The organism is Halomonas sp. SH5A2 (assembly GCF_014263395.1).
Taxonomy (GTDB): domain Bacteria; phylum Pseudomonadota; class Gammaproteobacteria; order Pseudomonadales; family Halomonadaceae; genus Vreelandella.
Genome location: NZ_CP058321.1, coordinates 837,772 through 851,323 on the forward strand (window position 1 = coordinate 837,772; position 13,552 = coordinate 851,323).

Sequence of the window (13,552 nt, forward strand, 5' to 3'; positions counted from 1 at the left end):
AAGTAAAAAAACACCTGCCAACAACGGCTGGCAGGTGCACAAAGGGAAGCGAGTCAATCAGTTACCGGGACCTAGATAACCTCCAGCGCCGGTGATTCGTCGTGTTGCGGTTTGCCAAGCGCTTCTTCGGCGTTGGCGATGGTTGGATCGCCACTGCGAATCGCTGCGTAACCGTTTTGCCTTAGCGCCTGGACGTCAGGGGAGGCGCCCCATTTAAGCAGCATTTCGTCCAGTATTTGCTCGGCTTGGTCTGTTTGCCCGCAGTGGCCTAACAGTTTGGCAACGGTGAAGTCGCAGGCTGGGGTGTCAAACATGTCGTCCTTGATTTCCTGAATGGCGAGCTGCAGCCCGGCCTGTGAAATCTCAATACGCTGTTCGCGTTGCATAGCACGTCTCCTTGTGAATGCGGGGTAGTCCATATCGAGCGTTGCCGATATCTATAATATTGTACCTATATTGTACGTCGAAAAGCCTATTATAATGTCAATTGCGGTGCCATAACCTAGGATATACAAATGGAAAGTCTTTTAATATAAGCGTTCTTTTACTTAAAGAGCTCGTGTTTTTAAAATTAATGGTTATATAACAACGTGTTATGTTTTAGTTGGGTGCGCGAGTGTTCAATGAGTTGCTGGAGCTGATTGTTAGCGCCCAAATAAATAAATTTGTGCAAATGTTTGCAAGACTGCTGGTTGGCATCTATGGTTAATGGTGTGAACGACAGAGAATTGTCTGACTCGCCAGGAAGGCAGGCTTATGGATAAGCCAGTAAGACCAATAGGAAATCAAGTGACAGGACGTCACATGACAGGAAGTCGAACGACAGGACGTCATACAGCACAAGCCAAGGAAAGGTATCCAGGATGGATACACACGACAGGATGTTGGTGAGATGCATGAACGCCCCCGAAAGGGGGTTTTTTGCGTCTATGCACCTCGTTTGAGGGTTAGGTAACCGCCCCATAGCCGTGTGGCAGTGGTGATTAGGCAGGCCGCCGCGAAAATACTGGCGAGTAGCGGGAAATGCTGGGGAAACAGGCAAAACACCACCAGCGCGACGAAGGTTTCGGTTCCCTCGGTAAGTCCTTCCAGGTAATAAAAGGCTTTAGTGGGGAAGTCGGGCCGCTCGACGCCGCGCTGTTTGGCGGCAATCGCAAACGCTAAAAACGAGGTGCCGGTGCCGATAAAGGCAAATAACAGCCAAGCGGCGGCCAGGGCATTCTCAGCCGGGTTGGCCAACGCAAAGCCCAGCACGACGGCCGCGTAAAAGACGAAATCCAGGCCGATATCCAGAAAGCCGCCAGCCGTGCTCGTTTGATCGCTTATACGAGCCAAGGCTCCATCCAAGCCATCTCCCAAGCGATTCAACAATACCGCCACCAAGGCAAGGCTGTAATGCTCCCATGCCAGCAACGGCAGGGCAGTGATGCCTATCAGGAAAGCGGCAAAGGTAATCTGGTCGGGCGTTACGCGGCCTTTGAGCCCCAGTGCGACCCGTTCAAGTGGCCGATGGGTCAGCGGCATGGTCCAGCGATCGAGCATACGAGGCTCCTTGGAATAAAAACAGCAAGTTAACATATCGATTAATCAGTGGTGCGGTGTAGTGGGTTGTCGCATTAACTAATACCAAAGTCGTTATACTTTGGTATTAATTAGCCATAAATGACTGGACTAAAGGCGTAGGGAAGTGGAAAACGGGGCCCGAGAATTCGCACGTATTGATAGGCTCACCGTCCATTGGTGGGTCGTGCGCATTGTTTAATACCTTACACCCTACTCCGTGAGCGAAGTCGTCGTATGCGAAGCAATGGATTGATGACGGTGTGGGACCAGCTTTGGGTCTCTCATCAACAGGCCAAAACACTCTTACTGTGCGCGCTGCCCATCTCGGGTGGGTCGGGAGGCGGTTCCTCCTCAGGCAACGGCTCGGGCGGGGGGCCGCGTCCGCCAGCGTATAAAAAGCCACAAAAAGTAGGGCTGCTGTTGGGGCCACTGCTGTTCGCCTTTGTGTTGCTGTTTTTTCATCCTGCCGACCTGAGTATTGAAGGCCGCATGGTGCTGGCCACAACGCTGTGGGTCGCGGTGTGGTGGATTACCGAGGCGATTCCGATTCCGGTGACGTCGCTGTTACCTATCGTGCTACTCCCCATCACCGGGGCGCTTGAAGGCAGCCGGGTCACGGCGGCCTACGGTAATCCGATTATCTTTTTATTCCTAGGCGGCTTCATGATCGCCCTGGCAATGGAGAAATGGGGGCTTCACAAGCGTATTGCGCTGGTGATTATTGGCCTGCTGGGCACCAGTATCAATCGTATTGTGCTTGGCTTTATGGCGGCCACCGGGTTTTTGTCGATGTGGGTGTCCAACACCGCCTCGGTAATGATGATGCTGCCGATTGGCACGGCGATTGTGTATCAAGTCACCCAGGAACTGAGCAAATCCGACGGCGACCACAGTGAAGATATCGATAAATTCAGCAAGGCGCTGATATTTGGTATTGGCTACGGCGGTACCATTGGCGGCCTGGGCACCTTGATCGGCACACCGCCGAATATCATTCTAGCGGCGACCGTGTCAGAGCTGTTTGGGGTCCAGATCTCCTTCGCCGAATGGCTGTTCTTTGCCTTTCCTGTGGTAGTGATTCTGCTGTTTGCCAGCTGGCTGCTGCTGACGCGGATTATTTACCCGGTCAAATTCGCCGACCTGCCGGGCGGTAAAGCGGTGATCGACAAAGAAAAGCAGGCGCTGGGCACGACCAGCTTTGAAGAAAAAGCGGTGCTGTGGGTATTTTTGTTCGCGGCCTTCATGTGGATCACGCGCTCGTTTCTATGGGAAGGGCAACTGCTCAATATTCCCGGCATCAACGACACCATGATTGCCATGGTGGCGGCCATTGCGCTGTTTTTGATTCCCTCCAAAAGTCGAGGCGGCTGCCTGCTCGACTGGGAGGTGGCCAAGGATGTGCCCTGGGGCATTCTGCTGCTGTTCGGCGGTGGCCTGGCGATTGCGGCAGGCTTTAGTTCTTCGGGCCTGGCCGTGTGGATCGGCGAGCAAATGAGCGTGCTGGAAGGCGTCAACTTCCTGCTGGTGATTTTGCTGGCGAGTGCCATGGTGCTTTTCCTGACCGAGATCACCTCGAATACCGCCACGGCGACGATGATATTGCCGGTGTTGGCGTCTCTGGCGCTGGCGCTAAACGTGCATCCGTTCGTCCTGATGGTGCCCGCGGCCATGGCGGCCAACTGCGCTTTCATGCTGCCGGTGGGCACGCCGCCCAACGCGATCATTTTCGCCACCGGCAAAATCAAGATCGCCGAGATGGTACGCAATGGCTTCGGGCTCAATATCCTGGCGCTGCTGTTGATCGTCGGGGCAGTCTACTTCCTGCTGCCGATGATGTGGGGCGTTGACTTGACCAGCTACCCTGACGCTTTCCGCCGTTAATTCGCTGACGGCTGACCTTGCCTAGCAACGCCCCGCCACGAGCGGGGCGTTTTGTTAATGAGATTGGTATGATGCCGTACTTCTTTTGTTGTTGCTGAGTTTGCCATGCGCCTGCTGCACACCGCCGACTGGCATTTGGGTCGGCTGTTTCACAACCTTTCGCTGATCGATGACCAGCGTTATGTGCTCGATCAACTGATCGACATCATCGACCGGGAGGCCGTCGATGCGGTGTTGATCGCCGGGGACATTTATGACCGCTCGGTGCCGCCTGCCACGGCGGTCGCGCTGCTGGACAAGGTGCTGACAGCACTGTGCAGCGAGCGCAATCTGCCGGTAGTGATGATTTCCGGCAACCACGACAGCGCCCAGCGGCTGGGCTTTGGCGCGCGCCATTTACGTCAGGCGGGGCTGCACATTCTTTCGGACCTGGCTGACATCGAGCGGCCGGTCACGCTGTCTGCTAAAGGCGTGGAGGTGGACGTTTTTGGCATTCCCTACGCTGACCCGGAATATGTGCGCAGCCAGTTGGCCGCGGATGTGCGCGATTTCGACAGCGCCCATCGCTACCTGGTCGAGCGGATCAACGCCCAGCGTCACCCAACACGCCCCACGGTGCTGATGAGCCACTGCTTTGTGGATGGCGGCAGTGCGTCGGACTCCGAGCGGCCGTTGACGCTCGGCGGTGCCGAAAGCGTCGCCTGGGAGCCCATGCAATCGTTTGACTACGTGGCGCTGGGGCATTTGCACGGCCCCCAATACCGTGGCGGTGAGCATATCCGCTACAGCGGCTCTCTGCTCAAGTACAGCTTTTCCGAAGCCAGCCAGCGCAAAGGCGTTACCCTGGTGGATATCGATGAACAGGGCGTCCGTCATATCGCCCATCATCCGCTGACGCCGCGCCTGGACGTGCGAATTCTGGAAGGCGAGCTGGACGCGCTCATCGCCCAGGGGCTAAGCGACCCTAACGCCGACGACTACCTGCTGGTTCGCTTGACCGACCACCATGCCATCCTCGACCCCATGGGCAAGCTGCGGGAGGTTTACCCCAACGTACTGCACCTGGAGAAGCCCGGCATGCTGGAATCCCGCGGCCGCCAACAGTTGGATCGCGAGCGGTTGCGGTTCAGCGCGCTGGATATGTTCAGCGATTTCTTCACCCAGACCAGCGGCGAGGCGATGACCGACGAGCAGGCCGACGCCATGAACAAGCTGATTAGCCAGCTCAACCGTGACGAGGAAACCCGATGACGCCGCTATGCTTGACCATGCAGGCCTTTGGCCCTTTCGCCGGTCGGGAAACCGTTGACTTCACCGCGCTGGGCCAAAGCCCGCTGTTTCTGATTAACGGCCCCACCGGCGCGGGCAAAAGCTCGATTCTGGATGCGCTGTGCTTTGCGCTTTATGGCCAAACCACTGGCGCTGAACGTGACGCCAGCCAGATGCGCTGCGACCAGGCTTCGGCGGATGCGCTTACCGAAGTAACGCTGGACTTTCGCCTGCGCGGCAACGCCTACCGGGTTCGCCGGGTGCCCCAGCAGGAGCGTCCCAAGGCGCGTGGCGAAGGCACGACTACGCAAAATGCGGAAGCTCAGCTTTGGCAGCTGACGGCTGAAGGCAAACAGGGCGACTGCCTGGTTGCCAAAAGCGTCAACGATGCAACGACTCAGGTCCAGGCTCTGATGGGCCTCGACGCCAGCCAGTTTCGTCAGGTGATGGTATTGCCCCAAGGCAAGTTTCGCGAGATGTTGCTGGCGGACTCGAAAGACCGCGAAAAAATCTTTTCTCAGCTGTTTCAAACGCAGATTTTTCAACGCATTGAAGAGCATCTGCGTACCCAAGCCAACCAGATCGAGCGCGACGTCAATAACCACCGCCAGCGGGTGCAGGGTATTTTGCAGGCAAGCGACGTGGAAAGCGATGCCGCCCTCGACGAGGAACGCTGCGCCCTGGAGCCCCAGCGTCAAGCCGCCCAGCACGACCTCGCCGAGGCCAAGGCGCGCCGCGAAGCCGCTGAACACGCCGAGCGCCAGGGCAAGGAATTACAGGCCCAGTTTGATCAACAGACAAGGCTCCAGGCGGCCAGGAAAGAACTGTTAGATCAGAAAGACGACATCGACGACGCCCAGGCACGGCTGGCCGCCCATGGCCAGACCCAGGCCTTGGCAACGGTGTACCAACGCCTGCAAGCCGTCCAGCAAACGGCCCGGTCGACCCGCGAAGAGCACGTCGAGGCAGAGCGCGCTGTTGTCGATCAGCAAGCGGCGCAGGCCAATGCCCAGCAAGCCCTGGCGGACGCCAAACCGACGTTTGAGCAGTTGCCCGCCTGGCGCGAGCAGGCGTTTCGCTTGCATCGCGCCGTTGAGCAATGCCAGGAACTGGCAGCGCTTGAATCCCAGCGTGAGCAACTTGCCGAGCAGGTCGAAGGCGCGGCGGCCGAAGTCGCGCGACTGCGGCCAGGCGTCGAGGCCGCAGAGCAGCATGCTACCGAGCAGGAAATGCGCTGGCATCAAGGCCAGGCGGCGCTTCTGGCAGAGCGACTGGAAGCCCAGGCGCCTTGCCCGGTATGTGGCAGTCTCGACCATCCAGCCCCGGCGTTCGCCGAGCAAGCGCCGGTGACCCAGGCCGAGGTCAAGCAGGCGCGTGCGGCGTTCGAAAAAGCCCGCCAGGCGCTGTCGAAAGCCGAGCAGCATCACGCGCAGTTATGCCAGCAACTCGCCGACAAGGCCTCGCATTGCCAGCGACTACGCGATGAACTGGGTGAGCAGTCCTCGCTGGAGGTGCTGGAAGCCGCACAGGCCAAGCTCAAGCGCGATATTCAAGCCGCCGAGACGGCCTGGCAAGCGGCGCAGGAAAAAGCCCAGCAGGCCCAGACGGCGCTGGCTCGCGCCGAGACAACCCTTGACGACGTTAACAAGCGCCAGGCCCGTGCCAATAGCGACCTTGATGAAGCACAGCAGGCGTGGCAACACGCTTTGGCCGATAGTGTCTTCGACGACGAAGAGGCGTTTGATCAGGCGCGGTTAAGCGATGAAGAGGCACAACGTCTCAGCGAGGCGGTGGCTAACTTTCAGCGCGAATTGGCCAAGTTGGAAGGGCAGTTGGAGGCAATGCACTCTCGCCTTGAGGGGCAGGCATTGCCGGATCTGACCGCCCTGGCGGAGCAGGTCGCTGAGGCAAAGGCTCAGGAGCAGGTCAACGAACAAACCTATCAACAGCTGGCCGCGCGGGTTGCGCAGCTGGATGCCACGCGAGAAAAGCTCAATGCCGCCCATGCCGCCCAGGCATCGCTTGAAGCCCAGTACCGGGTATGGGGAACGTTAAGCGAGGTCGCCAACGGTCGCACGGGGCATCGCATTAGCCTGCAGCGGTTTGTGCTCGGCGTGCTGCTGGACGATGTGCTGATCCAAGCCTCGGAACGCCTGGTGCACATGAGCCGCGGTCGCTATCAGCTGGTGCGCCGCGAAGACCCGTCCAAAGGCAACCGCGCCTCTGGGCTGGAGCTTGACGTGGCCGATACCTACACCGGCAAGAACCGCCCGGTGTCGACGTTATCGGGCGGTGAATCCTTTATGGCCGCGCTCGCACTGGCGCTGGGGCTTTCCGACGTGGTGCAGGCTTACGCTGGCGGCATTCAGCTGGATACGCTATTTATCGATGAGGGGTTTGGCAGCCTCGACCAGGACGCTCTGGACCAGGCAATTGGCATGCTCAGTGAGCTGCAAATGGGCGGGCGCATGATCGGGATTATTTCCCACGTCAGCGAACTCAAGGAGCAAATACCGGTCCGTGTTGACGTACGGGCGAGTCGTCAGGGAAGCTCGGTGGAAATAAAGGGCGCACTTATTTAATGCCTGGTTCATGCTGCGTTCATGCAGCATGTTCTATAACGTGAGTTGATCGTCAGCGAGTCCTGAAAAGACTCTCTACTTAGGAGTACAAGGATGAACGCAAGCAAGATTTTACAGCAACTGATGCAGCAGGCAGGCGGTAGCCAGAAGGGCAGCAGCAGTGGCGGCGTCGATGTCAAAGGCATGCTGAGTGGCCTGTCCAAACAGTTGGGCGGTGGTGATCAAGGCGGCAAGTCCAGCGGCGGCTCATCAAGTGGGTTCGATATGAAAAGCCTGCTTGGCGGTGGTGCCATGGGCATGCTGGTCGGCTCCAAGCGTGGCCGCAAATTGGGCGGGAAAGCGCTCAAGTACGGCGCCATTGCGGGCGTTGGCGTGTTGGCCTGGAAGGCCTGGCAAAGCTCGCAAGCTGGTAAAAATGCGTCCGGCGAGCAGGGCAGTGGTGAAGGCGAGCGCGTCGAGGTGCTAAACGGCGAGTATCAGGAACGCCGCAGCCTTGAATTGCTGCAGGCAATGATCATGGCCGCCCGGGCCGATGGCCATATCGACGAGCAGGAGCAGGCGCTGATCACCGAGCAGATTGATGAGCTGGGTGCTGATCGGGAAATGCATAACTGGGTGGAGCGGCAGCTAAAGGCGCCGTTGGACGCCCAGGCACTGGCCCGTGAAGCGGATTCCCCCCAGGCGGCGCGGGAAATGTACCTGATCAGCGTGGCCGTGACCGACGAACAAAACCCCATGGAGCGCGCCTGGCTCGACCAGTTGGCAAGCGCCCTCGAATTATCGCCGGACATGGCCCGCGAGCTTGAGCAGCAAGCCCAGCAGGCCGGTTGATGCTTGATACGCTCAATTTCTGGGTCGCCACCGGTTTTGGTCTAGGCTTGGCGCCTATGGCGCCGGGCACCTTCGGCTCGCTGATTGGCATACCGCTGGCGTGGTGGTTGCTGGGCAGGCCGGTTGGTTATCAGGCGGCGGTGATCGCCGTGCTGTTGGTGGCGGCAGTGCCGGTATGTCACGTCGCCGCGTGGCATTACGCGGGACTGGATCACGGCAGTATCGTTGCCGATGAGTATGTTGCGTTTCCGTTGGCCGTCATTGGATTAACGGCTGCGCGCAAGCCGCTGGTAATGCTGCTGGCGTTTGCGATTTACCGCTTTTTCGATAGCGTTAAACCGCCGCCGATTCACCTGGCGGAGTATGTTCATGGCGGCTTGGGCATCGTGCTGGACGATGTGATTGCCGCGCTAGTGACCTGGGTCGTGCTGGCGCTGCTGTTCAAATTCTTGCAACGCCGAACGCTAAAAAGCACTTAACAATCCGTCATATATAAAAAAAGCACCGCAGGCTAAAAACCTGCGGCGCTTTTCGTCAGTGCATCAAATTGTACCTAACAGAGACTCACTCTTTTACAACGATGACCGACTTGGCGTTGACGAATTCGTGCATGCCGAAGCCGCCGTGCTCACGGCCGTAGCCTGAATCCTTCACGCCGCCAAACGGCATTTCCGGAGTAGCCACGCCAAAGCCGTTGATAAATACCATGCCGGTATCGAAATACTGGCTGGCAAGCTCGGTGGCGCGCTTCACGTCCTGGGATATAATTCCGCCGCCAAGGCCGTAACGACTGTCGTTGGCAATCCGCATGGCGTCGTCGTCATCCTTGGCGCGAATCAACGCCGCAACGGGACCGAACAGCTCATCGTCGTAGGCCGGTTGGCCAGGCGTGACGTTATCCAACACGGTGACCGGGTAGAAGGCACCGTTGCCTTCGGGCTTTTGGCCGCCGCACAGGATCGTTGCGCCTTTGCGTACGCTCTCTTCGACCTGCTCGTGAAGGTCGTCGCGCAAATCGACACGCGCCATGGGGCCAACGTCGGTACCGCTTTGCGTCGGGTCGCCCACCTTCAGGGCGTTCATCTTCTCGACGAAACGCTCCTTGAAGGCCTCGTAGTTGGCCTCGGTGACCACGAAGCGCTTGGCGGCGACACAGGTTTGGCCAGTGTTGTAGACGCGGCCCATGACGCAGGTATCAACGGCGACCTCCAGGTCGGCGTCGTCGAGTACCAGGTAGGCGTCGTTGGAGCCCAGTTCAAGCACGGTCTTTTTCAGATGCTCGGCGGCCTTGGTGGCCACTTTGCGCCCGGCACCGTCGCTACCGGTTAGCGTGACGCCGCGCACGGCGGGGTGGGCGATCACTTTGTCAGAGACATCGTGGGACATGACCAGCGTGCGGAAAACGTTTTCCGGCAGACCCGCCTCGCGGTAGATTTTTTCAAGCAGCAGGCCGCTGCCAGTGACACATTCGGCATGCTTCAGCAGTACGGCGTTACCCGCCATGATGTTGGCGATGGAATAGCGTACCACCTGATAAGCAGGGAAGTTCCACGGCTGAATGCCGTAGATCACGCCCATGGGCGAATAGGTGACAATGCCACGCTCGCCGTTGCTGGGGTTGCGTACTTCATCGGCAAGGGTTTCAGGGCCGTGCTGGGCGGTGTAATCGCAGATGCCCACGCAAAGATCCACTTCCTGATAGGCCTGCTCGGGCAGCTTACCCATTTCCTTGACCATCAGGTCGGCAAGCGCTTCCTTGTTCGCCTTGAGGGCTTCGCCGATGGCTTTGACGACTTGGGCGCGGTGCTCAAGGGGTTTTAGACGCCAGTCGAGGAATGCCTGATGGCTGGCCTCAACGATCTGTTTCGCCTGGCTTTCATCCATCAGCGCATAGGTCTGTAGCGTTTCGCCGGTGGTGGGGTTAACGGTGGTGATGCTGTTGCTCATAAGATCTCCTATCTTTAGATCAACATGGTGAAATCAACGCTGCTTTAATAATCGCGTCCTGGCGCGTCGCTAGCGTTGACCGACTGGTCTACTTTAATTACTTAACTAATGTAGTAGAAAATGGACGGCGTTGCCTAATAGCCTCTCACTATGGGGAGATGGAGGCCGCGACTAGTCATAGGTTGGCCCGCCAGCTTCGTCGCCCCAAACCTCTTCCAGGCGGCCATCACGACCGCAGCTGAAGCGGTAGAACTTGTAGCGGACCGGGTTTTTCTCGTAGTAGTTCTGGTGGTATTCCTCGGCTGCCCAGAAAGTGTCAGCGGGCAGTATCTCGGTGGTTATTGACTCTTCGAAGCGTTCTTCCATCGCTTCTTTCGAGGCTTCGGCAAGCGCTTGCTGTTCGTCATTCTGATAGAAAATCGCTGAACGGTACTGGTCGCCGACATCGCAGAACTGACGGCCGACGGCGAAGGGGTCGATATTGCGCCAGTAAATTTCCAGCAGCTGTTCGTAGCTGATCTGGTCTGCGTCGTATTCGACCTTGACCACTTCTATATGGCCGGTGTCGCCACTGCTGATGTCGTCGTAAGTGGGGTTTTCCAGCTCGCCGCCGGTATAGCCGGAAATGGTTGCTGTCACGCCGGGCTGGCGGTCGTAAGGGGGTTCCATGCACCAGAAGCAGCCCCCGGCAAAGACCGCTTCCGCGGGCGTTTCGGCCTGCAGCGAGGTGCTGGTGACGCCAATGGTGGCCGCAGCGATACCCAGTGCTAGTGGGCGAAGTGTTAGGCGTTGCATCATGAGGTTGACTCCCGGGAGGTGAACCATGCTGTCGTCAATTTCGAGTTGTTAGGTCGCCAGGTGGTTCACTTTCCTTACAATCGATGGTTATCACAATTTATGGTTATCCCTTCGTTAAACCTGGCCGTGGCGCGGTGGCCATACGTCGTCCAGGGTTTTTAGCGCGGCGGCGATGGGGGGCTCGGCGGCACGGTCGTGCCGCCAAATCAGGCCCAGCGCACAGGGCAGGCGAACATGGTCCGCCACGGCCAGGCCGCTTTCCTGACGTTCGGCCATGGCCAAGGCGTCACGCGCCAGGCTAAGGCCCACGCCGGCGCGCACAAGGTCGAGCATACAGGCTTCCTGGTCGACCTGGGCGACCCGGTTTGGCGTGATGCCGCTGTCGGCCAGGCGGTTCTGAAGGAGTCGGTGGTGAACGGAGTCGGGGGGAGTGACGATCCACGGTAGGCGGGCCAGCGACGCCCAGCGGGTATCTGCCAGCCGCGCCTCCCAGCCGGCAGGCGCAATCACGTGATAATCGAACTGGGTCAGCTCACGCCAGGCCAGCGCCGAGTGGCCGGTGCCTTCCCCAGGTGGGGCGAGGTAAAAGCCGACGTCCAGCTCGCCCTGTTCAATGCGTGTCAACACGCGGCCGCTCATGCCGTGGTGCAGCTCGGTTTCAAGCTGCGGCGCTCTGAGCATCAGGCGGCTCAAAAAGGCCCCGAGACGAATAAACTCGGGGTCGACGATGGTGCCGATGGTCAGTTTGCCTCGCAGCGTGCTGTGCAGGGCGCTGGCGGTCTGTTCAAAAGCGCTGGCGCTGGCCAGCGCCTTTTCGGCAGCCGGTAACAAGGCAAGACCGTCGGCGGTCAGGCTCAGGCCTTGAGGGCGTCGGTTGAACAGTGTGAGACCTAGATTAGCCTGAAGCTGCTTCAACTTTAGGCTGATGGCGGGCTGGGTGAGGTGCAGTTGCTCGGCGGCGCGGGACACGCTGCCAGCGCGGGCAACCGCCACGAACGCCCGTAGTGTGGCGTATTCTTGCATGGGCGACCTTCTTGAAGCGTATTGTTATTAGCAAAGCTTATATCGTGGTTAAAAATTACTCAATTGATCGCGGTGATGAGGCGCTTATTCTGGTGCCATTGCTTTTTTTCACGCTCACAACACTTATAAAGGTTGCCTCTATGACCACAACAACGACCCCTGCTATCCAACATTTTATTAATGGCCAGGTAAGCCAGGGCACTGGCGCTGCCCAGGACGTGTTCAATCCTGCGACGGGCCAGGTTAGCGGTCGAGTGTCGCTGGCCGGTGAGCACGATGTGAACGCCGCCGTGGATGCCGCCCAGGCTGCGTTTCCTGCCTGGGCCGATACGCCGGCCATTCGCCGCGCGCGGGTGATGTTCAAGTTTCTGGAGTTACTCAACGCCAATAAAGACGCGTTGGCCGAGGCGATCACTAAAGAACACGGCAAGGTGTTTACCGATGCTCAGGGCGAAGTGGCCCGGGGCATCGATATCGTCGAGTTCGCCTGCGGTATTCCCCAGTTGATGAAGGGCGACTACACTGAACAGGTGAGCACCGGGATCGATAACTGGACGGTTCGCCAGCCGCTTGGCGTGGTGGCAGGGATTACGCCGTTCAATTTTCCTGTCATGGTGCCCATGTGGATGTTTCCGGTGGCGATCGTGACGGGTAATACCTTTATCCTCAAACCGAGCCCGCTGGACCCCAGCGCCTCGTTGATGATTGCCGACCTGCTCAAGCAAGCCGGTTTGCCTGATGGCGTGTTTAACGTCGTTCAAGGCGGCAAGGACTCAGTTGAACTGCTGCTGGATCATCCCGAGGTCAAGGCGCTGTCGTTTGTCGGCTCCACACCCATCGCCAACCTGATTTACGAGCGGGGCGCCCGCCACGGCAAGCGCGTCCAGGCGCTCGGCGGGGCGAAAAACCATATGGTCGTGATGCCCGATGCGCATCTGGATAAAGCCGTTGATGCCCTGATCGGCGCCGCCTATGGCTCAGCGGGCGAGCGTTGCATGGCGATCAGCGTGGCCGTGCTGGTGGGCGATGTGGCTGATAAGGTCGTGCCAGCGCTAGCGGAGCGCGCCAAGTCGCTCAAGGTGAAAAACGGCATGCAGTTGGACGCCGAAATGGGCCCGATTGTGACCCGCGAAGCGCACCAGCGCATTACCGGTTATATCGACAAGGGCGTGGCCGAAGGGGCTGAGCTGCTGGTCGACGGGCGCGAGTTTGACGCCTCACAGACCGGCGACGGCTGTGCTGATGGTTTCTGGATGGGCGGTACGCTGTTCGACCATGTCACGCCGGAAATGACGATTTACAAAGAAGAAATTTTTGGCCCGGTACTGGTCTGCGTGCGGGTGCCTGATGCGGCCACGGCGATTCAGCTGATCAACGACCATGAGTTCGGCAACGGCGTCAGCTGCTTTACCGAAAGCGGCAGTGTGGCGCGGGAGTTTGGTCGCCGCATTCAAGTGGGCATGGTGGGTATCAACGTGCCCATCCCGGTGCCGATGGCATGGCACGGCTTCGGCGGCTGGAAGCGTTCGCTGTTTGGCGACACCCATGCCTACGGTGAAGAAGGCGTGCGTTTCTACACCAAGCAGAAGTCGATCATGCAGCGCTGGTCCGACTCGATCGATGGCGGGGCCGATTTCGTCATGCCCACCGCCAAGTAA

At 58.9% G+C, this 13,552-nt stretch carries 11 protein-coding genes; 6 read left to right on the plus strand and 5 right to left on the minus strand.

Going from position 1 to position 13,552, the window contains the following annotated elements; genetic code table 11:
* Nucleotides 1–71 precede the first annotated feature (71 nt).
* Complete coding sequence (locus tag HXW73_RS03995) at nt 72–386, minus strand: hypothetical protein (RefSeq protein ID WP_186255004.1); 315 nt, start codon at nt 384–386, stop codon at nt 72–74.
* A 541-nt stretch (nt 387–927) separates the two neighbouring features.
* Nucleotides 928–1,542: a CDP-alcohol phosphatidyltransferase family protein gene (locus HXW73_RS04000; protein ID WP_186255005.1), complete on the minus strand. Its 615-nt coding sequence runs from the start codon at nt 1,540–1,542 to the stop codon at nt 928–930.
* Nucleotides 1,543–1,815: 273 nt separating this feature from the next.
* Between HXW73_RS04000 and HXW73_RS04005 the strand changes: the two genes are divergently transcribed.
* The 5 genes from HXW73_RS04005 (at nt 1,816) to HXW73_RS04025 (ending at nt 8,605) form a co-directional block, all read left to right on the plus strand.
* Nucleotides 1,816–3,444 (plus strand): SLC13 family permease, encoded by a 1,629-nt coding sequence (locus HXW73_RS04005; RefSeq protein WP_222105039.1) that lies wholly within the window; start codon nt 1,816–1,818, stop codon nt 3,442–3,444.
* Nucleotides 3,445–3,549: 105 nt separating this feature from the next.
* The gene (locus tag HXW73_RS04010) at nt 3,550–4,695 is read left to right on the plus strand and encodes an exonuclease SbcCD subunit D (protein WP_186255007.1); all 1,146 of its coding nucleotides are present in this window, start codon (nt 3,550–3,552) and stop codon (nt 4,693–4,695) included.
* On the plus strand, nt 4,692–7,295 hold the full coding sequence (locus tag HXW73_RS04015) for an AAA family ATPase (protein WP_186255008.1): 2,604 nt from the start codon (nt 4,692–4,694) through the stop codon (nt 7,293–7,295). The genes HXW73_RS04010 and HXW73_RS04015 overlap by 4 nt, the downstream gene beginning before the upstream one ends.
* Before the next feature lie 93 nt (nt 7,296–7,388).
* Nucleotides 7,389–8,126, plus strand: coding sequence for a tellurite resistance TerB family protein (locus tag HXW73_RS04020; RefSeq protein ID WP_186255009.1), 738 nt, complete (start codon nt 7,389–7,391; stop codon nt 8,124–8,126).
* The gene (locus HXW73_RS04025) at nt 8,126–8,605 is read left to right on the plus strand and encodes a phosphatidylglycerophosphatase A family protein (protein WP_186255010.1); all 480 of its coding nucleotides are present in this window, start codon (nt 8,126–8,128) and stop codon (nt 8,603–8,605) included. Before HXW73_RS04020 ends, HXW73_RS04025 begins: the two co-directional genes overlap by 1 nt.
* Nucleotides 8,606–8,690: 85 nt before the next feature.
* Here HXW73_RS04025 and HXW73_RS04030 read toward each other — a convergent pair whose 3' ends face one another.
* The 3 genes from HXW73_RS04030 to HXW73_RS04040 all read right to left on the minus strand — a co-directional run bounded on the left by HXW73_RS04030 (nt 8,691) and on the right by HXW73_RS04040 (nt 11,894).
* Nucleotides 8,691–10,073, minus strand: a complete 1,383-nt coding sequence (locus HXW73_RS04030) for an NAD-dependent succinate-semialdehyde dehydrogenase (protein ID WP_186255011.1) — start codon at nt 10,071–10,073, stop codon at nt 8,691–8,693.
* 171 nt (nt 10,074–10,244) lie between these two features.
* Nucleotides 10,245–10,871, minus strand: a complete 627-nt coding sequence (gene msrA / locus HXW73_RS04035; protein ID WP_446718997.1) for a peptide-methionine (S)-S-oxide reductase MsrA — start codon at nt 10,869–10,871, stop codon at nt 10,245–10,247.
* 114 nt (nt 10,872–10,985) lie between these two features.
* The gene (locus HXW73_RS04040) at nt 10,986–11,894 is read right to left on the minus strand and encodes a LysR family transcriptional regulator (protein WP_186255012.1); all 909 of its coding nucleotides are present in this window, start codon (nt 11,892–11,894) and stop codon (nt 10,986–10,988) included.
* Between the two features lie 140 nt (nt 11,895–12,034).
* Between HXW73_RS04040 and HXW73_RS04045 the strand changes: the two genes are divergently transcribed.
* Nucleotides 12,035–13,552 (plus strand): CoA-acylating methylmalonate-semialdehyde dehydrogenase, encoded by a 1,518-nt coding sequence (locus HXW73_RS04045; RefSeq protein ID WP_186255013.1) that lies wholly within the window; start codon nt 12,035–12,037, stop codon nt 13,550–13,552.